Here is a 22935-nt window from a genome sequence, read left to right as displayed (position 1 = left end):
TTTCAGAACTAAAAAAATAGCTAGAACTAAGATTTGGGAACAATATCTCCTAATAAACGCCGTAACACTTGCTCTCTCCATTCCTGAACTTCTGGCAGGCTTGATTGAGTAATCAAGCAAACTTCCCAAGAAATTCTAGCATCATTGATTTCGCCTAACACTTCTTGTACTTGTGCCAGTAAACAATAAGTATCTGTTCGGGGAAAGAGTCGCCTTGCTTTTTGTAGATAGTTTTTCGCCTCAATGTAGCGTTTCTGTTCTAATCTTGACCAGCCTAAACTCTTGTACAAAGCAGCTTGCAATTCCAAGTTTTTATCTTTTGACAATTTCACATTTTTCAGGTTTTCTAAACCCTGTAAAGCTAGAGTAATCGCTGCATCGTATTCCCCATTTAAATTCTTTAATCGGGAAAGATTACTAATGGCATATACTGCTTCATTACTATTTTCTATAGCCAATTGATATTGTTGCTCTGCTAAATCGTATTTTTGTTGATCATCGTAAAAATTTCCCAGATTATAATGCCCTTCCCATGAGTTAGGTTTTAATTTAAAGAGGGATTCGTAACTATTATTAACACAGTTAAAATCTCGTAGTCTTTGACATACTAATGCTAGATTATTATAAGCAGATTCATCTTGAGAATTAAATTTAATAGCTAATTCATAGTATTCCTTAGCAATTTCTGGAGCAACTTGACTACGATCTGCCTGCTCGAAGTAAAATTTAGAAACAGAATCAGTCAGTTTGGGATTATATTGAATTGCTATTTTAAAGTTTCGTTGAGCATCTGGAAAGCGATTCTCTTTCTGATTTTTTACACCTTGTTTAAAAAAACAATCTGCTATAACAGGACGCGATGCATAAAACAGCCCAGTGAGACTCAAAAAAGCCAAAATACCTACACTCAACCTAAATGAATTCGATTTAACTACTCGGTTAAGTTTTGATTTAAATGGTAAGCGCTCTAAGCGCTGCAAAATTACTTCCGTCGTTTGCGGCCGCTGCCCTGGCAAGGGAGCCATCAACTCATCAATTAAATCAGCAAAGGGTTTGTCAATCTGTGGTGCTTTATTTCTCCAAACTAAGTTCCCTGTTTTTTCATCTGTTGGTAGATCAAGCAGAGAAATACCAGTAGCTAGATTTACAAAAGTTCTACCTAAAGCGTAGAAATCTGATTGTGGTACAGCTTTGCCATTCATTTGTTCTGGGGGAGTGTAACAAGCTGTGACAACAGATGTAATCTCGTAAGTACCCACCCTTACACTAGTCCCTCCGCTTCCACTAACTTTTGCTAAATAAGTATCAGTCACTCGCCGCGCTGTACCAAAATCGATTAATGCTAGTTGACCGTCTGGCTTAAGAATTATATTAGAAGGTTTAATATCTCTATGAAAAAATTCAGTATGATGTACTACGTCAAGAATTTTAACTAACTGCTGAAGCCATTCTAATGCTACAGATTGCGAAATTTGCTCATTAGATTCTAACCATTCATCCAAATTTTCTCCCTCAATTTTATCCATCACTAAACAACGAAGCTCTAAAGGACTATCTTTGGGAGCAAAAGTAAAAAAGTCATCTATGCTACTTTTAGGAATATTTTGATGGCGAATTCTTCGTAAAGTGATAGATTCCCGCTCAATCAACTCCCGTAGCTTAGACGAGTTCCATTTCAAAACTTTCATCACTCGTTGTTTACACACAGGATTCCATTGCGTACCAAAGTCCTCTATTTCAAAAACTTCAAAGTAACTGTACGGGTCATCAGTAAGCGGTCTTAGTGGTTTGACAAGCCGAATACGGTTGTTAATCAGCAGTGTAGTTCCACACGCCAAACAAGTTTCAACGTTATCGGGATTCTGCCGATGAATGCAAAGGGGATTAATACAGTAACTCATATTTTAATGTCACCAAATATATAATACTCCCTTTGAGTGAGTCAGCCCTTCATATAACACACAACAGCACAAGTGTCAATAAAGGATTTTAGGCAGTCTGATTTTAACCGTCCGGCTTCCTCTTGTAAAGTTTTCTGCACCACCAAGAGGATATAGACACGAGAGAATTAAGTTGCAATATTAGGAATTCTTATAGTACTTTTTACGAAAAAAATTGACTAAAACGGAGAAAATAAAATACTATCGAGTACAATGGTACGTAATTGTCTAACTAAAACTTATCTACGAAAATCCCTATACGGGCATTTAGTAATACTACACCAAGATAACTGGCACGGTTATGAATTTTAGTGCTGATCCCAGATTCCAGTCTCCGGTTCCTTCCTCTATTAATTTAAAAGTACAGGAACTTCCAAAAGTACTTTTTATGGTAAAAGTAACTTTTGACCTAGCTTTGGCTGTAGTAAATAACTTTGTATTGAGCAAAAAAGGTAGAACCCTATCCGAGCCTGAAATCATTATTATGAAGGGAGCGTGGGATGACGATGACTACGAGGAGATAGCAAATAACTCAACTTACAGCCTTAACTACTTACAAAGGGGCATAGCTCCTCGACTATGGGATTTACTATCCGAAACGATTGGGCATGGCGAACGGGTTGGGAAAAAGAATTTGCGGAATTTTTTAGAGCAACTCACCCAAGAGTATTATGTTCAATCTGCCCCAAATGAACAGCGAAAATTTCCTGTTAGCCACTCTATAGAAGTTAAGGGACGTAGACCTTATAACGTATCTAATTTTTATGGGCGAACAGAAGAATTAACCCAAATAAAAGAACTAATAACCAAGCAGAACTGCGTGATACTAGTAGGAATGGCAGGCATCGGTAAAAGTGCATTAGCAGCAAAACTGATAGAAGAACTTAGTACAGACGCTGAGTCCAGGTTTGATTGCTTAATTTGGAAATCAGTGGCACATGCGCCCTCACTACAAGACTTAGTAGGTGATCTGCTAGAACTAGTACAACCCTCAGAGCCAGAGTCAGGCTTACCTAAATATACTCAGGCAATGATCTCTGTTTTGATTAAACAGTTGCAATCACGTCGTTACCTGCTAGTACTAGATGCTTTTGAAGCTTTATTTCAAAGAAATATTTTTCAGGAGCGGCTAGAGTACAGCTTGTTTTTCCGCCGATTGATAGAGGAACTAGATCAAAGCAGCTTGCTGTTAACGAGTCGAACTTTACCTGATGAGTTTGATGATCTCATAGCAACAGGACATCCTATCCAAGAGATGAAGATAGAAGGTTTAGATCCAGATGCCGCAATGCAGCTTTTGTCTGCTAAAGGATTAACTGACAAAGAAAATTGCAATCAATTGATTAAAATTTATCATGGTAATCCTTCAGAGATTGAGGCCGTAGTTAATCGAATTAACCGTTTTTTTGCTGGTAGTACAAAAATATTTCTTGAAAACAAAACTACGTTTCTTAGCAGCAGATTTGAAGCGATGCTCAATGAAATGTTTGGGCAGTTATTGAATCCAGTTCAACAGCAAATTTTGATTTATATAGCTGAACAAATACTATTAAATCCTAACCCTGTTAGCTTTACGAAATTATTATATGATGTCAAACAGAGACAGGAAACATCTGTATCAACTTTAGAATTAATAAAGGCAATAGAAAAACTTGAAAGACAGTCTTTGGTAGAAAGTATCAAAGACCCTATTACAAAAGAAATTAGCTTTAATTTACAGCCAGTAGTTAAAAAGTATATTGAAATAGATCCACTCGGATTAGTACATAGATATAACACTTCATCAACATTAGCAAATGCATCTTAACAGAGGTAGCTATGATTGCAGGCAAACTAGAGATCACAATAAAAATCAACGAGCTGCCACAATCCAACATAGTGGAGAATGGTTGGCAACAATTTGAAATTGACTGTGATGGTCGCATCATAACAATTATAGTCAAACCCAAGATTTACAAGAAACTGACTGATGCTGCTAGTAATTACCCACAGTGGGTTGCAGCAATCGCTGGTAAACTCGGTCAGCAAACAGACAACGGGTTCGTGCTGGAGGAACCCAATATACAAGTTTTCGAGCGTAAGCCCAAGGCAGAAACGACCTCTGTCTTCGGTGCTGTTTCTTGAAAAAGTGATTACCCAATCAGGGTAAGCTAGAACGAACACTGGTAAATGTAAGTATGGAGGAGTCAAACAAAGAAAAATCAGAATCTCGCTAGATACGGAAAGACCACAAGTTATGTTAAATCAAGCTAATTCAAAGGAGGTATGGAGGTGAAGATACAACAGTACGAGAATTTAACGCACAAAGCGCCACTAAGGAGCAGCGCTTTGTGCGGGTCTTAAATTTCATATAACCTCAGAACAGGGTTATCTCACGAAAACCAAAGCAGTGGTCTTTAAAGTTTGACGGCTTTGATCCACTGACTGGTCAGACGAGATTAAATCCGCTGCTTCTCGTATTATACGAGAAGCCGCACGAAACGCACCAGTTTTGTGTGGCAATTTTGCTTGTCAAAATTCATAAGTTTCTGTAAAGTTAAGTTTGGTTAAGAAATATTCCGAATTTTGTAGTTAAAAGATGTAGCAGCGCGAATAACAGTTACCAGTTATCAGTTGGGAGTAGAGTCCAAGATTAGATAAGTGATAACTGATGCAACCCCTTCTGAGCTTGTCAACCGAGTTATCAGGGGAAAATTTTGTGATAAAAAAAGAACCCCCCAAAAGCGCAGTATTAGAGCGCATGGGGTCGAGTGCAGCTTTCGCACGGCAACTTTTTGCTGTGGCGTCGGGGAATTTTAGGGATATCCAGCCTAGAGTAAGAGTTTGGCAGATTGAAAGAGTTCTCCCCAAGAAATTCCTTGGAGAGAACCGATGAACGCAGCGACAACTGAATATCCAAACAATCTCACGGCAGCGGAATACCATGAGTTGTTAGCTGGTAGCGCCATTCATCCGGCGTTGATTAAGCGCAACTTTTTCCACATTGAGGGAGAATCAGTTTATGATTTCCTGTTCATATCTGATAAACTGCCACGCAAGAATGCGGGTCGGGTAACAGATGGATACATCAAAATGTATCAGCACCTATTACTAGGTGGGACGTGGATTCAGTCACTTGACCCGTTTAAAAACTGGCAACCGATGGAGTGGGGAAGGATCAAGCCGAACTTTCCTCGCATTGATTGGCAAAAAGGGAAACCCGTCAAATACGAGTCACCCCCCAAAACCCCCAACCGTGTTACCTACTTCGATGTCGCTAACCCCATTTGGGACAAAGTTGCAAAGCGTTATTTAATTAAGCGCTATCATTCACTTTTAGCGCTGCGCCTGTTGGATAAACTCAATCCACTAATATTTTGGGAGTGGATAAAGCAACACCCAGAGATTCCTATTATCTTATGCGAAGGGGAGAAGAAAGCCGCTTGCTTGCTGAGTCTGGGGTTTGTAGCGATCGCACTTCCGGGAATCTGGAACGGGCGCGTGGGCAAACAAGATTTCGATGAACGGTTGCATCCTGACTTAGTACCAATGGCTCAGGCGGGGCGCAAGTTCATAATTCTTTTTGACTACGAAACCTCTTCTAAAACTAGGTGGTCGGTGTTTCAAGCCACTGTTCGCACTGCAAAAGCAATCTTAGCTGCTGGTTGTGAATGTGAAGTTGCATTACTGCCGGGGCCAGAAAAAGGCGTTGATGATTTTGTAGTTGGTCGAGGTGTTGATGCCAATGCCCTGCTAACTGCAATTATAGATGATGCCAAATCACTTGCCGATTACCAGCGCTCGTATCGGGCTAAGAAATGGGGACTTAGCAAATACAAACCGGATGTCACTATTAATATCAAGTATCTCTCTGAGGCTTTGTGCATTCCTGAACTTGAAGAAAAATGCTTGAGAGTGCCTGAGCTTTATGAGCTTGAAAAGGAACAACTTTTCACGCCATCTATAAAAGGACATCAAAGAAAGAAGGAGTCTACGGATTCTGGCGGAGTTGATTCATCCAAATCGAAGAAATCTCCTACTTTCAATTTCCCAAAATCAGGACTAGTTGTACTCTGGAGCGACATGGGTACTGGCAAAACTGAACTTATGCGCTGGTGGCGTGACCAAAACCCCGACGCGCGGTTCCTCAACAATGGACATCGGGTTAACTTGTTGAAAAATCTTGCCGAACGTTTGCGAACGGCGATGTATTCCGACTTGGGTTACACAGGTTTAGCCCAGGCCCAAGCCCTTAGTATTACTATTGACAGCTTGCATAAACTCAATACCCAGTCTCTCACCTACGGTTGCATATTTATAGATGAAGCCTGCCAATACCTTACCCACCTGCTGCACAGTAATACTTGCAAACAACATCGCGCCGCCATTTTGGAGGTACTGGAATATATAGTATACAATGCGCCACTGGTCGTCATCGCTGATGCACACATGGATGATTTAACGGTAAACTTCTTTCTTGCAATGCGACCAAAAGAGGAAGTTCCGTACATTATCAAAAACGAGTGGCGAAACGGTTCACGCACAATTTATTGGTACGAGGGGGATAATGAGAGCGCCATAGTCGCCCAAATCTCGGCAGCGCTGATGCTTGGAGAAAAAGTTATGGTTGCCAGCGACAGTAAGCGTTTCATCAAAAAACTCGACAAATCCTTTACTATCAAATACGAAAAGGCAGGAGAAGGGGTGCGTGGTAAAGGGGAAGGGGTAAAGGAAGAATTAACAGATTCCTCCTCCCTTTCCCCCTTACCCCTTACCCCTTGCCCAGTCCGTAGGGCTTCATGGCGTATCTGGTCGGTTCATTCCGATAATTCTGGCAGTGATGAAAATGTTGCTTTCATCAAAGATATCACCAACGCCGTCAAAAACTTTGATGCCTTGTTCACCTCTCCCAGTCTCGGTACTGGTGTCGATATTTCCCAGTATCATTTTGATTTAGTGTTTGGTGTGTTTCACGGCGTTTCCCAAACTGCTACTGAATGCGCCCAACAATTGTACCGTTATCGTCCAAAAGTCCCGTTTCATATTTGGGTGGCCCCGCGTCCTCCCTTTGGTTACAAGGATACAAACGCCTCCAAGATTAAAGAGCGCTTGCTCCAAACCAATGAAATGACCGCTTTTCTGTTGCGGATTGACAGAGAAACGGGTAAGCGGGGCGCAGAGAAAGATTGGGCGCTTGAGGCTTACTGCCAAATTATGGCTAACCGCCACTATTCTCTAAATAATCTGCGTGATGACTTGCGATCGCTCCTCACCGAAATGGGCAATACCTTTATATATGTGGGCAGTGATTCAGATCCTCAATCTCTTGAAAGTCTAAAAGCAGCAGCACAAGCTTTGGATCGTGCCCACAATTCGGCTGTTGCCAAGGCCAAGAATATTACTTTGAGCGAGTACCGTGCCCGTCAGAGCAAAGATTACCTTGACCCTAATGAAATTTTTGAATGTGAAAAGTTCCGCATTTCTGATTCTTACGGCATCGAAGTAACCGAATCACTCGTAGAAATGGATAAAGGTGGTCGATTAATTAGAGCAATTGCTGGACTTGAGGCCATTTTAGCCCCGCCCGAAGAATCGTTTACTGACCCCAAAACTGGGCAAACTTATCCTACCCCACCAACAATTGTCACCCAAAAAGACCGCACCGAACGCGACAATCTACCTTTGTGCATCGACTGGGGCAATTATTCCGCACGCTGGCTGGCTAGATTTAACCTGGGACTGCATCAAATTCTCACTTCTTTAATGAAGGGTGATGAAGTTACCGCCGATGACCCCACTTTGCTCAAGATGACGGAGATCGCTATACATTGTGCTGCTCACGTCAAAGCAATTCTTGGGTTTACTATTCCCCTGGACTGTAAACCTATTTGGTTGCTAGGCACTCTTATAGAACAGCTGGGGCTAAAGCTGACTTTCCGCAAGCAAGGTAAACGGGGTCAACAGGTGAAACTTTTCTCTTTATCTAAAGAGGAATTAGAATTTGCTCTCCAGGTGATTGCTCATCGCGTGGAAAAGCGTAATCAAAAAGAAAATCGAACCTATTACGCTGCTCAAACCCCTGCTGCGTATAGTGTAAACCCCAATCAGCAGGCCGTATCCACACCCCCCCCTAATGCTATAGGGAACTCCCATTGCCAGGGGGAGGATACTACAGATGAGAGCAGGGGAGCGGAGGAGCAGAGGAGCAGAGGAGTTGAGGAGTTGAGAAACAAAGAAGAAATTTGTACAAGTTCTTTCCCCTCTGCCCCCCTGCCCCCCTGCCCCTCTGCTCTCTTCACTGATCGCGTTACGCTACTCCACTGCGTAGAAATACTTCGCTCTGGTATTTCTCGTGGAGTAGACGCAATTAAAGGCATTCTCAAGCGATGGGTTGAGGATTTGCGCTGGGAGACGGTACTGGAACTTGAGGCGATCGCTCCTGATGAACTGCGACTTGTCGAGGATCAAGTCCCGGAATTTTATGCCTTGCTGAATGAAGAGGTGTTGCCGATGGAGGGATAAAGCCTACGCCGCGACTGAGTTACGTAAATAAAGAGCAATCTGTGCCTCATTTTTATCATTGGCTATCGCTTGAGGTGTTGCCGATGGAATTGTCAATGACTTTTTGGGAAAATCCTTATAGTCTTTATCTGGCATAACTCCTGTCTAGATCGTCTTTCGTACATTTTCCGATCTAGAACTCTGTGAATAACTCTGTATGATTCTCATCTACCAAGTCATTTTTATTGCTGCTAACTGATGGCGGTGTCAGCATTGACAATGCCGCGATCGCACCCCGAACTTGCGACGCTTCCACGTCAAGATACTCTTGCAGTTGCTCCAAGCTTCGATGTCCGCTGATTTGCTGAATTACTCTCAGTGGAATTCGCGCATTGCTCATCAGCGTCAGTGCAGTTCTCCGGCAGCTGTGAGTACTTGCGCCTTCAATGTCTACTAGTTTGCACCCTCTCCGAAAAATCAGTGCCGCATAATCCTCATGCAAATGACCACGGCCCCAGCGTCCAGGAAAGAGATAACTATCACGAGAAACTTTGGGTTTATACAATTCCAGGTGATGCCGCAGTTCATCCAGCACAGGAATTGTACGAGTGGACAGCTTTCCCTTCGTGCTGCCTTTGCGAATATTCAGCTCTGGTCTGACTTTGCTTCTGCTGTCATAAACATCCTGAATTTTGAGGGTGACGCATTCGGAGACACGACAGGCAGTGTACAGCATCACTGCACCAAGTGTTCTATCCCGGACTGTGGTTAACCCCGAAGTAAACAAACGCCCGATTTCTTCCGGCGTTAGGACTTTTGCCTTCCCGTGACGGTCAATTTTCACCTTAGATGCACACTCCGCGATAGTTAATCATTATCGCCGATGCTCCCGTCTCAGGATTTATTTCGGTAAAAAAAAGTGTGGAACTAACTGTACTGCAATTGCAACAAGCCATCGACACGCCACTTGCGATCTGCTTTGCTGTTGCGCTCCGTGCAATCGCCGCAGCTTTCACCTGAAAGAGTAGTACGATCCAGATCCACGCCACACAACGAGCAATTAAGAACAAGGCTGGTATCTTTTTTTGTGGTTCCCCCTAAAAATCGGTGAAAAAATAAACTGAAAATGACTTTATAGTTAATAAGTAATGCAACAGGTTAAAGAGCATACTCCTAAAAGTTAACTACACAAATATTACAGGTGTAGGTTTGGGTTAAAGAAAACGGGCAAAGGTGCTTATTTTAAGAAACTTGTACAAAATTTCCCCCTGCTTCAGTGCCAAATGAAGCCTTATCCGAATAGCCCGCTATTTAATCGCTATCACGCCATAAAACTATAGAGTCATTTTTAGTTTATTTTTTGAGAGTGGTTTGATTCCTCTATAAAAAATTCTTCAAGAAATGGGTAAAACTTGCGTGCCAAAAACTCAAACTGTTCTGCAATTGATTCCGAACTTGTCCTGAATCAATTTTCAGGGTGAACGCCAAGATGCTCCCTGATGGCCGAAGGGACTTTAGCTGATTGCGAGTTAGTTTATGAGGTCGTAAATTATACAGTTAAAAATACAACTTTAACATCGAACGAAATCCCCGTGCTGTATCATGATACTTGTCTAGGTAAACGAATAAGCTTATGTTAGGTTCATTTAGCCTATTTACCTAGATGAGTATAATGCAGAAAGTTTTACTGCATAGCGCTGCCTACAGTAATAATAATTGCGTAATACAAGGTGTTTTAGATTACAAAAATACAGTAATACAGAGGGCATAAGGGAAGGTACAGACATCGTATGGCATAGTGTTCTGCAAATTCCCGCTCCTTTTAACACCCTCGATCTTGGCTCATATAAAGGATTAGTTTTTCAGAATCATAATTAAGTTTTTGCCGACCAATGGTCGGCAAATTGCGATTTTCATAGAGCGATCAGCTACGCTCTTGCGGTTACGCCATCCCTTAGTATAAGCATGAAGTAATTAATGACTGCAAAACTTAAGTATAAAAAACTACAAAACTTTGCTAAATAACTGATGTGCGTGAGCAAAACTATTTACTGGCTGAACTAACTTAGAAACGGCGATCGCTGTTGACTGCGCTGCTCACATCAAAAATTTTGGGTTTCACTGTTCCCTCTGACCCGAATGGCACGCTTGAAAAGGGAAAATCGTTGAGGCAGCTCTTGTGCAGAGGAGCGGAGGAGCAGGGGAGAAAGAAGAAATTTTAGGCATTGCGTTCAGATATTTAGAAATTCCCCTCTGCCCCCTTGCTCCCCTGCTCCTCTGCAATCCCTATGCTGCTTACCTTTCAGCTTAACAAGCGTGCCATTCCCCTCTGACCCCAAACCGATTTGGCTGGTGGTGCTGCAATGGGAAGCGATCGCTGCGCTGGACTATTTAGATATCTGTGGCTGGTGGTGCTGGAATGGGAAGTAATTGCGGAGGTTGAACTGTGATCTCTCTAACAACTAGTAGTTCGCCAACCCAAAATTGCTGGGTGGAGGTCGGCAGAGGAGCAAGGGAGCAGGGGAGCAGAGGAGAGATTTGTACAAGTTCTTTCCCCCTTGCCCCTCCGCACCTCTGCCTCTCTGCTTGCCACCACGCTTGCGTTACCTTGGCAGACTACTAGTGCCTGATTTTTACTACGATTGCGTTTTCTTCCATTCGTCTACTGTTAAGCAAGTTTTCCCAGTGGGTATTAATCCTGTGGTTGCTGACACACCGAAATTTTTCAGCGCATAATTTTCTACTTCTGCATCCTTAAAAGCCTGTTGCACTACCTTTTGCTTCTCTTCTTTTAACAAAACTTCAACTTTTACATTCTCTGGCGTAGGAGTAGTGCCTGTTTTCTTGAGCATGAAATTTTTCACATTGTACAAGCCTTCTTCTCGCGGCTTCCCTAAATTTAAGCACCCTCTTGATTTGACGAATAATCCTGTAGTCCAAAAATTTCTTACAAAGTCCTGTTTGTTAACAAATTGGACTCCATTCGCTCCCCACACATAGACAGGCTGGAAATATCCCTTAGTTGGAGGGATTTTGGTTTCGTTGCACCTTGTTCCGTTTTTGTACGGAGCGTTCCCGTCTCCGCATACCTTCCAAGTTATTCTATATAAGTTAGGTGTCTCTTCTACATATTGCCTTATTTGCTCCTGTACTTCCTTATCTTTTTGGCTTTGCTCATCATCACTTGCCGCCGCATAAGCCTGTTTTAAGTCATTCTCTGCCTGAGCAACCTTGTCCGCATTAGACTGGCAAGCTCCTAAGTATAGTCCTACACCTATTGAAACAAGTGCTGCAAATATTTTTCTTTTATTCATAAATACTCCAACAAATGATGCGTGAAAATTGTAAGAATTCAGCACCCAGAAGTCAGAAGCCAGAATTTAAAAGCAATGAGGGTATAACTCTTCTATTGATTGAAAAGAATTCACTCTTCTGCAACATTCTGGCTCCTGACTCCTGAATTCTGACTCCTGACTGAAAATTAATTCCCAATTTCCTTGCTTGACCAAATATCTACTTCTAACAAATGCTGAAGTACAAGCTGCAAGTATTATACATATTTCTTCTATACATGCAATCAAGTTTTAACAGTTTTTAGTTATGATGCAAAACATGGTGAGGTATCGAAGGGAAAGTTAAACTCAAGTCGCAAGTGACTTTTTCGCAGTCGCAAGTAAGTTTTGTAACGGGGATTTTAATTAAGCTCTTAACTTAAACCCCCAAACTTTATTAAAGCTAATTTTGACGTTTTACATCATAAAAATAGTCAATAGTCAATCCCCCATATTTGATACTTACTGAAGAGTTTGCACAAATATTTATACTAATCAATGATTAAGGATGTGAGTATATCAAGCACAAAGACTGATAATACAAGAAAGAGATTTTTATCTACGTAGATGATTGCTGTTAGAAATGTTTATACAGTACTACAGTTCTGTTTTTTTCCGTACCAGGGTACGTGGATTTTGGGGTTGACTTATTTAAGAATGTGCCTATCCCTCAAGACATCGTTCAGGAGAACGAAAGCAGATGCGTACTGACTACGGATACCCAGATTTTGCTGCTTCAGCAACAGGAACACTTTTAGCTGAGGAGAAGAATGACAGGGCGAAAAAAGGCACACTCACACTGATGGGTGTGACTGGTGTGTTGATGATAGCAGAGATGTCCGTCCACAATATATTGATGGGTGGATTTATGATTGCGTCTGCCATCGTGATTGCCTTGCCGAAACAGTCACAAGCATTATTTACTAACTTCGATAAACTACAAAGTAAGTATGGAATTAATCTCTATGCAGTGTTATTTGCGCTGTTAGCAGTAATTTGCCTAATTGATTTTGCGGCGGCTCCAGCTAATGCTCAGTTCTTCAATAATGCTCAAACTTGGATGACCACCACTTTTGGTAATGCCGGCAATGGACAAACAGCAGCAGTTATCGCGCTTTTTTTCAATGTATTAAGAGCTTTATTCCTATTATATGTTGGGATCAGTCTAGTTCGGATTATTCAATCTGCCCGGAATGATGAAGACTGGCAGACGCTAGCAAGAACTCCATTAATCATAGTTATGGCAGTTTTTGTTGGAGATTTAATTACTGGTTTGATTGTTCAGGTTTAGTAAGAAAGCTTTTTAAGTTATCAGTTATTGATAAATACGTATTTGAATTAATAGCTGATAACTCTTGATTAAATTCAGTAAATATGTCAAATAAACATGATTTTCGGACAGTAAATCGGATTTTAGGAGAAAGACCAAGACTAGGGCCATTCCCTGCCGATCAAATATTTGCCTGGACATTAATAGCAGTAGTCAATGTATTTATCTTTAATTATCTACTGAAAACAAGTTGGTTGGGTACAGGATTAAGTATTGCTTGGGGATGGGCAACATGGTGGACAATTTCTACAAATAAAGACTTTTTCGGTAAGTTCGTCAGCGTCCCTCGAATTAGTAGGGGATATATGAGACATAAACCAATTCGCACTCTTGCTAACGCCCCGCTCCGCTAACGCAATTCGCAATTCGCAATTTTGAAGATAATTAAATTTCAGTGATTGGTAAAGTTATGCCAAATTCTTCTAAGAAAGTTAAAGATAAATTAGGTAAAGTCGCATTAGAAAAGGAGCAGATTAGTGTTGTGAAAATGCTCACTCCCTTTGAAGATATTATCCATTTAGCGGGTATTTGCGACCTCAACTTAGGAGGTAGGCAGGGCGTAGGCGCATTAATTCTTAAAAAAGGTGAAAATATTCAAATTAAATTCTGCTTTGATTGTTTAGGGATTCATCCGAATTTAGAATCATCGCAAATGCTGCCGATCTTTGAGGGGATAGAAGCGGGGCTAAAAGAAATTCCCGAAGGGGAAAACTTAACAATACATTTAGGTTCTTTTACGTCTGATTATCACCGACAAGAAGAACTGTCCAAGCTAGAGAGTAATTGTCAGATTGACCAATTAAAATTGTTAATACGTAGTGAAAGATTAAGGACTAAAAAACTAACGGAAAGTGGAGCTAGGAAGAATAAGTTTTTGAGACTATGGTGTACTTACACTGTTATTGATGACGATGAACGGTCTAAGGATTTTATAGAATCTCTGATTAGAAAATTAGAAAAGGGCTGGTTTCGCTTTACAGGTGAAATTCACGCCCATAACAATACTAGAATTGAAAATATTCTGCAAAATTCATTTAACGATGGATTTTTACAGTGGTCAGCTATCCTGGGCAACAAGATGAAGTTGGGGATTAGGGTTTTAAGTGCTGAAGAAATTTGGTCAACAATTTGGCAACAGCTTAATTGCTCTACTCCTCCGGCAATCCCTAATCCATTAAAAATTGACCCAATAGATGGAATAGTAGAAACTCAGACGAGCGATTTTCACATCCGCCACCAGATGTTAGAGAATGAGGAGTCTGTACCATTTTTCGATAGAAAATGGGTAAAACTACAAAATAAATATATTGGGGCGCTCAACTTCAGCCAAAAGCCAGGGGGGTGGTATGACGAGCAAGCTCAATTGCGATATCTGTGGGAGTTAATTTCTAGAGATAGTATTTATGATACCGAGGTTATTTGTCAGGTAACAAAGGCAAATCAAACTATCTCTAAAACAAATCTTCAACGCATTACCAAGCAATCAATTACCAGCACTTCTTTATCTACAGAGAAAGGAAATATTGATGTCAAATCAGGCATGAATATTGAAGAAGCGGTAGAGGCGCAGAAGACAATATATAAAGGTAGTGTAGTAGTGCATACCGCAGTTGCTTTTCTCGTCCACCGCCCAACCCCACGGGAATTAGACGAAGCTTGCCGATATCTTGCCAGCTATTTCTTGCGTCCGGCGGTAGTTGACCGGGAGATTGAATACGCCTGGAAGACATGGTTGCAGTGTTGCCCATTTGTTTGGGAGCCGTTGTTAACCAAGCCTTTTAACCGCCGACTGCCATATTTTAGTTCGGAAGCACCAGGGCTGATGCCATTGATCAGGACTGCTACAGGCGATCGCAGTGGGTTTGAGTTAATCGCAGAAGAAGGCGGCACACCAGTACATCTAGACTTGTACCAGAATCATAAGAATTTGGCAGTCTTTGGCGCAACTCGTTCAGGTAAATCAGTGCTGGTGGCAGGTATTCTTACCCCGGCACTTGCACAAGATATTCCGGTAGTGGCACTAGACTATCCCAAGCCAGACGGGACATCCACTTTCACCGACTACACCAATCTGCTGGGTGAAGATGGGGCATACTTTGACATCTCCAAAGAATCAAACAATCTTTTTGAACTTCCTGATTTACGCTCTCTGGATGCAGAACTGAGAAATGAGCGATTGAACGATTTTAAGGAATTTCTCAAATCAGTGCTGATGACAATGGTGATGGGGACGAGCATGATTGGTGTCAGCCCAACGATTACCACCAATATTGAGTCAATCATTGCTTTAGCTTTAAAAACATTTTTTAATGATGATGAAATTAAATCACGCTACAAGTCAGCAATACAAAATGGATTTGGGACTCAATATTGGAACGAGACTCCGACACTCAAAGATTTTTATAATTTTTGTTCTCCAGCTTTCATACAATTAGATTCTATTGCTAGTAAGAGTCAAGAGATTTCCGAAGCCTTAGAGCAAATCAGGCTGAGAATAAATTATTGGTTGAGTACCAGGGTAGGACAATCAATCTCACGCCCATCCAGTTTTAGAACTAATGCCAAATTGTTAGTATTCGCTTTACGTAATTTATCGAGTGAAGCTGATGCTGCCATACTCGCTCTTAGTGCATATTCTGCGGCATTACGTCGTGCATTATCATCAAAAGCTTCGATCTTCTTCCTTGATGAAGCACCAATCTTGTTTCAATTCGATGCTATCGCCTCGTTGATTGGGCGATTGTGTGCCAATGGTGCGAAGTCTGGTATCCGCGTCATCATCTCTGCCCAAGAACCAGAGACTATATATCAGAGCGCATCTGCACAGAAGATATTTGCCAATATCACTACACGTTTAGTAGGCAGGATTCAATCATCAGCCGTTGACCCGTTTATTGTTCGCTTTAAATATCCTATTGAAATCATCAGGGTCAACAGTACAGAAGCTTTTTATCCAAAAAAGTCGGGGATTTACTCACAATGGTTGCTTGATGATAACGGCAAACTCACATTCTGTCGCTATTATCCTGCTTACTGTTTATTAGCTTCAGTTGCTAATAATCCAAACGAACAAGAATTACGCAGTTTGTTTCTCAAGCACTATCAAGATAATCCTCTACTTGGGTTAGTCAAATTTAGTGAGGATTATATCAGAATGATTCGGGGGGAAGAGTTATCAGAATTAGCGAAGAATTTACTTTCAAAATCACATACAAGACAGGTAGCTTAAATGAACAAGCGGACAATTGGGGTAATACTTTCTGCTACAGTTGGCAGTTTCTTTATTGCTGCACCTAGCTATGGCATCAGCATCAACGATTTTTTTAGTTCTATCGTATCGGATCTTCAAGGAGAAGTTTCGGAAATTCAAGCATGGGCCAAGGGTGAGATTAACAGTGCTTGGGGTGACATCAAAGAAAATGCTAATGCGGCAATTGATAGTTCTATTGGACAATTGGGTGCGCCTGACCCAATCGCTTCGGCTGAACAATTGAAAAATACGCTCAAGGATGATTATTCTTATCCTGTCGCCCAAGAAAAAGCACAGAAGCTAGAGCGTGAATTGACGCTTGGCTCGATTGCCAGCGTGATTGGAAAAAAAGGACAGCAGCAAACTCAAGAAAAAATTGATACTACTGCACAAATCGCTAAACTTGCAAAAGGTATTGCTGATGAGGCGCAGAATATGGACGCTTCTCAGAATGTTCTCAAAGCGATCGCGTCTCAGAACGGCTTAATTGTGTCAATGTTGGCACAGCAGCGTACCGATTCTTTATTAGCCCGACAGGACAATGCTTACTCTAACTTGATGCTAACGCAAGTAGCGGAGCATCTTGATTCCCAAAGGCAAAAGGAGAACTCCCAAGAAGATGGCAGATTGTCTCTAGTACATGAAGTCGTACTTAATGCACGGTTAAATGCGACATCTGCTGACGACTAAAGGTTTATGAAGAAGAATTCAGAACTCAGGAGCAAAGCAGGAGTTGCTCCGCCTCCGATCAGAATTGCTGCATTAATTCTGTACGAGTGGTTGATAAATATTGGTCAAAAAAGGATATTAACTATGTACTATTTACTAGCCAAACTAGATGGTGGCGATTTAGCTGATTTAGCAAAAGAAAATTCAGCTTCAGTAGCGAAAGGATTTGACGAATTGTGGGTTAATACTCTTGATGGAGGCGTATACTGGGCAGTTTGTGACGTTGGTGCTTTATTCGCTATAGCAACACTAACTTTCTTTGTCGTTGAATGGACAAAAAAAATGATGGCGGGGGAAGAACAAAGAGCTTATACAGATTTTATTTGGCCGTTAATAGTAATTATTTTGCTATCTAATAACGGAAAAGTTTTAGGTAATTCAACATTAGGAATTAGGAACTATATTAATAATGTAAACAATATAGTTCTTAGTAAGGCGGCGGCAGGAATTGATCTCAAGAAAGCATACGAAAGTGCATTAGGCACTGAAGCTGCACGTAGCGCTATCGGACTAGCTGTTAGTAAGTGCAAAAATTCATCCTTAAGTCAACAAGAGCAGATCAACTGTTTAACAAAAGCGAAGGAAGATTTAACGAAGACATATCCCGATAAATTTAATAAAAATAATGGGGTATTTTCTTGGTTTATCGATGCGATTGATGGTGCTATCGATTCTTACAAGGACGTAGCTCAAGGAAAAGCTACAGTTACAGATGTAATTATGTCTCCCATTAATGCCTTTGTCGGGTCGGCGATAACAGACGTAATTACTATCATTCTAGTCGGGATGAATGGGGCTTATCAATGGGGAATTGAACTGACTATGCTCGTAACAGCACTGCTGGGGCCTGTAGCTGTTGGTGGTTCTCTGCTACCTTACGGAGCTAAATCAATCTACAGTTGGTTAGTAGGATATTTCAGTATAGGTTTTGGCAAGCTCTGCTTCAATATCATTGTTGGCTTCGCTGGGCAATTAGTCGCTGATTCTAAATCTTATCAGCCAATGTTCTTCCTATTTACAATTGGTATAATTGCGCCATTCTTAGCTACAGGTTTAGCAGCTGGTGGTGGCATTTCTGTTTTAGTTCAAATTAATAAAGCTGCTGAAACTTATAGTTCAATTGCCATTGAGGTTGCTAAAGGTGTTGCTACTAAAGGCGGTAGTTTAGTCGGAAAATTAGCTAAATAAAACGTAAGAATTCAGCACTCAGGATTCAGAAGCCAGAATTTAAAAGCAATGAGTGCATAACTCTTCCATTGATTGAAAATAATTCACTCTTCTTCTTTAACATTCTGATTCCTGAATTCTGACTCCTGAATTCTGACAATAAAACCTATGCTGAATCAAAAAAGTAAAACTCAACCCAGAGAACCATTACAACTACTTAGTTACAACAAATACGTGACAACACGAGTTGGAATAATCTCTTTAGTTGGGTTTTCAATGGCGGGATTTTCCCTCTTATTACAATTTCTCAATTATGGGGCAATCAGCATACTAAATCAAAAGCAATTAGCCCTGGTACAATTATCATCAGGTGAGACGATTTCCGCTAGAGCAGTAGACCCTAAAAAGCGCTCTGATGAAGTAATTAAAAAGTTTATTTCTGATACCTTCATTAAGATGTTTAATTGGGATGGAATAGTACAAGTTTTCAATGAAAAAGGTGAGCCAATAACTAAGCAAGATACTGGGGTAGAAGTAGGCAAAATTAATAATAAATCTAATAGTCGAGTCACAAGTAAAGCTTATGATGCTGCCTTTGCGTTGAGTGAAAATGGAGGATTTAGAGCCGCATTTCTGAAAAAATTAGCTTCAATTACTCCCACGAGCATATTTAATGGTGATACGCAAGTATCTTTAATCCCTAGATTTATTTCACAGCCACGGCAACTCAGAGATGGAAAATGGGAAATAGATTTTATTGGGACGCTGGTAACTTTTGAACGTAGTGATAATTCCGGCAAAGGGATTACTTTTAATAAAACCATTACACTTTCATCAATTTCTAATCCAGAGTATATCCCAGCTAATACTAGTGAACTGTCTAAGAAAATTTATTCGGCAAGGAAGGCCGGATTAGAAATTACCGAAATTGTCGATTTAGATTTGGGCAAAAGAAAATGAGTAAAGAGAATAATAAAGAAGGCAGGAGGCAGGAGGCAGAGGGCAGAAGGAACAAGTCAGAAGGGGATTCAGCGCAAAGTGCGGTCTTGGGGTCTCCCCAAGAGGAGCAACTTTGTAAGAGAAACCCCTCCTGTCTTGGAGCCGCTAAACAAGAGTTTAGTGAGGATCTTGAACCCAAGTTCCCTTTGGTCACGGGCAGAGGACAGGAAACAGCATTCCCTTCTGCCTCCTGCCTCCTGCCCTCTGCCTTTCTTGATAAAAATGGGTCTGTATCGACTATAGAGGATTTGCTTGAACTAGATGATGTTAATAAAACTAATGGTAATAAAGCACCAGAACCGGAAAGTTTATTAGTAGCGACTAAGCACACAATTGTCACTTCTCCTTGGTCAAGACTAGCAATAATTGCTGTCCCTTTTGGAGTTGGATTTTTAGCGATATTTTTGATGCTCAATGGCGTTTTCAATCCCGCACCAGCACCAAAGATTGGTCTGAAAACGCAGGAAATACCCACCACTGAACAAGCCCAAGAAAGTGATGATGGAGACGGTGATGCGCGTGCAAAACTCGCTCTGTCGGATCAAGAAGATGAGTTAGGTCGCATTAACAAAAATAAATTTGACCAACCAGCACCAGTACCAGTTTCAGTAAACCAAAAGGTCGTGCCATCTAACCCACCATCTCCACAACCAGCGCCACATTCTGTTCAAAATACACAACCACGTCGCGTAACTCAGACTACTCCACAAGCGATTAGAACCTACACTGAGCCACCAACACGCACGAGTTTTTCTCCAAGAACCTCTATATCTGCACGGACAGTAACGCCCCTAGATCCCCTTGAGCAATTGAACAAACTCCGTGGCATCGGTTCTTACGGCAAAATCGCATACGCCGAAACTAGCACCAGCAAACAATCTTTATTAGATCCGGATCTTTCTCAAACTCAAGCAGTTCAAAATCAACCGAATGAACAAACAGATACAAATAATTTTGACCAAACCACGCCGCAAAACTCAAGCGAGTCGATTGAAAAGATCCGCCCCAGGTGGCAAGCAACTTCTAAAGTTAACAAGATTACTTTAGCTAACAATTATTTACCTCAAGAAAGCCAAATTCTCCAAGGCAAACAAACTCGCTACCTTACCGTTGGCACTTTTGCTAGTGGTGTCCTTGTTACATCTTTAATTCAAGCCACAGTTAATAATTCAGGGCAGACACAGACACAAACACCAACCTCTAATAACACTAGGTCTGTCGCTAGACTGCAAGAGGATTTACGCGATAACTATGGGCAAGTGGCAATTCCTTCGGGAACAATGCTAGCAGTCGAGTTAGCTTCAGTTGATGGCGGCAGTTACGCTGTCGCTTATGTCAGAGCGATCATATTAGATAATACAGAATATCCGATTTCTGCGGGTGCGATTTCCGTGACAGGAGTTGGTGGTAGACCCCTAATAGCTCGAAGATTTCAGGACAGGGGTGGCGAGATTGCCCGTAGTGACTTGTTTGGTGGCGCTGTGTCTGCATTAGGGAAGGTTGGGGAGATTATGAACCAACCGGATAGTGAAGAAGAAATTTCTGATGAATTCACAGGCAGGATTCGCAAACGTAGTAGTGGCAATCAGCGCAATATTACTGGTGCGTTAATGTCAGGTTTTTTTGGTCAAGTTAGTCAAAATCTTAGTCAACGTAATCAACGTACTACTCAAGAAATTACTTCTCGCCCCAATACTTGGTTTATTCCACAGGGAACCAAAGTTACCTTTAATGTAAATCGCTCTTTAGAGTTGCCATGAAAAGCATAATTAACACAGTTACAAGCGGCACTCTAGCGTTGGCTCTCGCCGCGACTCCACTATCCACAATTGCCGCACCAGTCGTTCGCACCATCAAACAAACTCAAGCTAGTGGTACGGCTGCGAAACTACAAACTATCAACGTTTGGAATGGTCACGGTGTAGCAATTTCTTTCTATGAAATTGGCGAGACAATTAAAAAAGTCTGGTTAGATGATCCGTCGCAAATTCTGCTTGACACAGATGGTTGTTTAGAGGGACTGGATCAGAATTGCTCTAGCCCCGGTGCTGGGCTGATTCATCTGCGACGGATCAAGAGAATAAACATTCCCGGAATACCGCAAACATCTACCACTTTGTTAACAGTAATTACGCAGTCATCCTCTGGGGAGCGTAAAGCTTACAGTTTTCGGCTAGCAACAAGTAATGGCACTCCTAAATATAGTCAGGTAACGATCCAGAATGATCTGGCACGAGAACAAACAGCCCCAAAACCTCAATTGCAATCATTAGTTAAAACACAGCAAACAATTAACCAAATTCGAGGCGGTATTGTTGTCGCTATTAAAAGTGGATGGATTCTTCAGCAAGATGAACTACACCAGCGTTTGCAAAAGTTAATTGGTTATTTACAAGCAGGTGATGACATTTCTACTGCTACTAATAAGGCTGATGTCTCTCAAGACTTAGTTAACAAATTAATTGCTTTGAATAATAATTCTGATAACTTAAGACAAGGTAATAGTTTATGAAATCATCTTTTCGCCTCAATGATAACGCCTTACGTTACCTAATCTTTTTTAGTTTATTAGGTAGCTTATTGATTCATAGTTTCATAAGATATGGGCTATTGAACTCTTTAGTAGGCTTTTTGCTGCCCAAGGCTTCAGCACAAGTACCCATTGTAAATTCTCCTAATGGGTTTACTCCTGATTGGTCGCGCTTGCGTTTTAGCGACATGATTATTTCTGAAAGTAACAGTGTTACCTACCCAGGCACAAGAGGTACAGAAACTAGAACCTGGACGGCAGGACAAAGCATTAGCGAGTTTATGGAACTGGGAGATTTTGAAACACCTCAATTAGCAATAGAAAATTTAAATCTCTCAACCATAGCTTCAGTACAAGGAATCAATTTAAGTAGGTTAACATTAGATGATTTTCAATTAACTCAATGGCAGACCTTACCAAATTTGGTCAAAGCCGTTCCTAATTTGGGTAATAGAAATGTTAATAGTGTTATACCTATCCGTGATTTTGCTAGAAGATTTGGCATTAATGGCAGCACAATTGCTAATCTCAGCCGCTATGAGAATTTAAGTAATGTTCAACTTGGTCGAGTAATTAATTTAAAAAATTATCCTTTGACATCCATTCCTAATATCCAGAACACATCTATTAATCGATTTGGGAATTGGCAAGACTCCAGAATTGATGGTGTACCAGGATTATCAACACTCACCTGGGATAATTTACCGGGGTTGAGAACACTTGACCTTTCATTTGTTGCCAAAGTTGATCTGCCATTGGGAGATATTGAAGCTAACCGTACCCGTTCCATATCTGGTAGCTACCAAGATGGCTTTAATGTTCCCTGTCTACAAAATAATTGCGCTCATACAGAAATGTCCGGCATTGGTGAGACTACTGGAACACAGTGGATATCCGGGAAATTCCAAAAGGTTAATGGTGGATTTGGCATTTTAAAAGCTCTTAATGATGGTAAAGAGCCTACTGGTCGAAACCCCTTTGGTTCCAGCTTTAAGCAAGTTGTTTGGAATATTTATGAAGGCAGTGGAAAGGTGGAGACTACTATGTTCTTCCGTATTTGTAAAACCATCCCTTTCATTGGTCGCACTTGCAGTCCATACTTCATAGGGCCTGTACCTTTTATTGAGTACCAAGAGAAAGACCCTATCGTTCTTGGTCAACCCAATTCTCTACCTTAA

Annotated in this window: 16 protein-coding genes; 12 read left to right on the top strand and 4 right to left on the bottom strand. The window is 41.2% G+C overall.

The window, feature by feature from the left end; translation table 11 throughout:
• Nucleotides 1–26: 26 nt before the first annotated feature.
• Nucleotides 27–1901 (bottom strand): serine/threonine-protein kinase, encoded by a 1875-nt coding sequence (locus FD723_RS37115; RefSeq protein ID WP_179070188.1) that lies wholly within the window; start codon nt 1899–1901, stop codon nt 27–29.
• 427 nt (nt 1902–2328) lie between these two features.
• Here FD723_RS37115 and FD723_RS37110 point away from each other — a divergent pair, with 427 nt between their 5' ends.
• From FD723_RS37110 to FD723_RS37100, 3 genes are all read left to right on the top strand, one after another.
• Nucleotides 2329–3747: an NB-ARC domain-containing protein gene (locus tag FD723_RS37110; protein ID WP_256875363.1), complete on the top strand. Its 1419-nt coding sequence runs from the start codon at nt 2329–2331 to the stop codon at nt 3745–3747.
• Nucleotides 3748–3758: 11 nt separating this feature from the next.
• The gene (locus FD723_RS37105) at nt 3759–4064 is read left to right on the top strand and encodes a fertility inhibition FinO-like protein (RefSeq protein ID WP_179070186.1); all 306 of its coding nucleotides are present in this window, start codon (nt 3759–3761) and stop codon (nt 4062–4064) included.
• A 747-nt stretch (nt 4065–4811) separates the two neighbouring features.
• Entirely contained in the window at nt 4812–8441 is a 3630-nt protein-coding gene (locus tag FD723_RS37100) for a plasmid replication protein, CyRepA1 family (RefSeq protein WP_179070185.1), read from the top strand.
• A gap of 3 nt (nt 8442–8444) precedes the next feature.
• On the opposite strand, the gene FD723_RS43605 is transcribed toward FD723_RS37100, so the two are convergent.
• From FD723_RS43605 to FD723_RS37090, 3 genes are all read right to left on the bottom strand, one after another.
• On the bottom strand, nt 8445–8576 hold the full coding sequence (locus FD723_RS43605) for a hypothetical protein (RefSeq protein WP_256875362.1): 132 nt from the start codon (nt 8574–8576) through the stop codon (nt 8445–8447).
• Nucleotides 8577–8613: 37 nt separating this feature from the next.
• Nucleotides 8614–9264 carry a tyrosine-type recombinase/integrase gene (locus tag FD723_RS37095; protein WP_179070184.1) on the bottom strand — a complete coding sequence of 217 codons (651 nt, stop codon included), beginning with the start codon at nt 9262–9264 and terminating at the stop codon, nt 8614–8616.
• Nucleotides 9265–11056: 1792 nt separating this feature from the next.
• Complete coding sequence (locus FD723_RS37090; RefSeq protein WP_179070183.1) at nt 11057–11734, bottom strand: hypothetical protein; 678 nt, start codon at nt 11732–11734, stop codon at nt 11057–11059.
• 718 nt (nt 11735–12452) lie between these two features.
• Here FD723_RS37090 and FD723_RS37085 point away from each other — a divergent pair.
• From FD723_RS37085 to FD723_RS37045, 9 genes are all read left to right on the top strand, one after another.
• On the top strand, nt 12453–13043 hold the full coding sequence (locus FD723_RS37085) for a hypothetical protein (protein WP_179070182.1): 591 nt from the start codon (nt 12453–12455) through the stop codon (nt 13041–13043).
• Between the two features lie 83 nt (nt 13044–13126).
• A complete protein-coding gene (locus tag FD723_RS37080; protein ID WP_179070181.1) occupies nt 13127–13435 on the top strand; it encodes a hypothetical protein in 309 nt (102 codons plus the stop codon).
• A 56-nt stretch (nt 13436–13491) separates the two neighbouring features.
• Nucleotides 13492–16311, top strand: coding sequence for a hypothetical protein (locus FD723_RS37075; RefSeq protein WP_179070180.1), 2820 nt, complete (start codon nt 13492–13494; stop codon nt 16309–16311).
• A complete protein-coding gene (locus FD723_RS37070) occupies nt 16312–17022 on the top strand; it encodes a hypothetical protein (RefSeq protein ID WP_179070179.1) in 711 nt (236 codons plus the stop codon).
• Nucleotides 17023–17028: 6 nt separating this feature from the next.
• Nucleotides 17029–18249, top strand: a complete 1221-nt coding sequence (locus tag FD723_RS37065; RefSeq protein ID WP_256875361.1) for a hypothetical protein — start codon at nt 17029–17031, stop codon at nt 18247–18249.
• Nucleotides 18250–18396: 147 nt separating this feature from the next.
• Nucleotides 18397–19188, top strand: a complete 792-nt coding sequence (locus tag FD723_RS37060) for a hypothetical protein (protein WP_179070178.1) — start codon at nt 18397–18399, stop codon at nt 19186–19188.
• Complete coding sequence (locus FD723_RS37055; protein WP_256875360.1) at nt 19185–20987, top strand: TrbI/VirB10 family protein; 1803 nt, start codon at nt 19185–19187, stop codon at nt 20985–20987. The genes FD723_RS37060 and FD723_RS37055 overlap by 4 nt, the downstream gene beginning before the upstream one ends.
• A complete protein-coding gene (locus tag FD723_RS37050) occupies nt 20984–21739 on the top strand; it encodes a hypothetical protein (RefSeq protein ID WP_179070177.1) in 756 nt (251 codons plus the stop codon). Before FD723_RS37055 ends, FD723_RS37050 begins: the two co-directional genes overlap by 4 nt.
• Entirely contained in the window at nt 21736–22935 is a 1200-nt protein-coding gene (locus FD723_RS37045) for a hypothetical protein (protein ID WP_179070176.1), read from the top strand. Before FD723_RS37050 ends, FD723_RS37045 begins: the two co-directional genes overlap by 4 nt.

Origin of the sequence: Nostoc sp. C052 (genome assembly GCF_013393905.1) — a bacterium.
Lineage (GTDB): Bacteria > Cyanobacteriota > Cyanobacteriia > Cyanobacteriales > Nostocaceae > Nostoc.
The sequence above is the reverse complement of the archived record's forward strand: the minus strand, read 5'-3'. Positions and strand labels throughout refer to the sequence as shown.

Coding starts and splice junctions, on each gene's coding strand:
- FD723_RS37115 (WP_179070188.1), bottom strand. CDS start 1,901: ATGAGTTACTGTATTAATCCCCTTTGCATTCATCGGCAGAATCCCGAT.
- FD723_RS37110 (WP_256875363.1), top strand. CDS start 2,329: ATGGTAAAAGTAACTTTTGACCTAGCTTTGGCTGTAGTAAATAACTTT.
- FD723_RS37105 (WP_179070186.1), top strand. CDS start 3,759: ATGATTGCAGGCAAACTAGAGATCACAATAAAAATCAACGAGCTGCCA.
- FD723_RS37100 (WP_179070185.1), top strand. CDS start 4,812: ATGAACGCAGCGACAACTGAATATCCAAACAATCTCACGGCAGCGGAA.
- FD723_RS43605 (WP_256875362.1), bottom strand. CDS start 8,576: ATGCCAGATAAAGACTATAAGGATTTTCCCAAAAAGTCATTGACAATT.
- FD723_RS37090 (WP_179070183.1), bottom strand. CDS start 11,734: ATGAATAAAAGAAAAATATTTGCAGCACTTGTTTCAATAGGTGTAGGA.
- FD723_RS37085 (WP_179070182.1), top strand. CDS start 12,453: ATGCGTACTGACTACGGATACCCAGATTTTGCTGCTTCAGCAACAGGA.
- FD723_RS37080 (WP_179070181.1), top strand. CDS start 13,127: ATGTCAAATAAACATGATTTTCGGACAGTAAATCGGATTTTAGGAGAA.
- FD723_RS37075 (WP_179070180.1), top strand. CDS start 13,492: ATGCCAAATTCTTCTAAGAAAGTTAAAGATAAATTAGGTAAAGTCGCA.
- FD723_RS37070 (WP_179070179.1), top strand. CDS start 16,312: ATGAACAAGCGGACAATTGGGGTAATACTTTCTGCTACAGTTGGCAGT.
- FD723_RS37065 (WP_256875361.1), top strand. CDS start 17,029: ATGAAGAAGAATTCAGAACTCAGGAGCAAAGCAGGAGTTGCTCCGCCT.
- FD723_RS37060 (WP_179070178.1), top strand. CDS start 18,397: ATGCTGAATCAAAAAAGTAAAACTCAACCCAGAGAACCATTACAACTA.
- FD723_RS37055 (WP_256875360.1), top strand. CDS start 19,185: ATGAGTAAAGAGAATAATAAAGAAGGCAGGAGGCAGGAGGCAGAGGGC.
- FD723_RS37050 (WP_179070177.1), top strand. CDS start 20,984: ATGAAAAGCATAATTAACACAGTTACAAGCGGCACTCTAGCGTTGGCT.
- FD723_RS37045 (WP_179070176.1), top strand. CDS start 21,736: ATGAAATCATCTTTTCGCCTCAATGATAACGCCTTACGTTACCTAATC.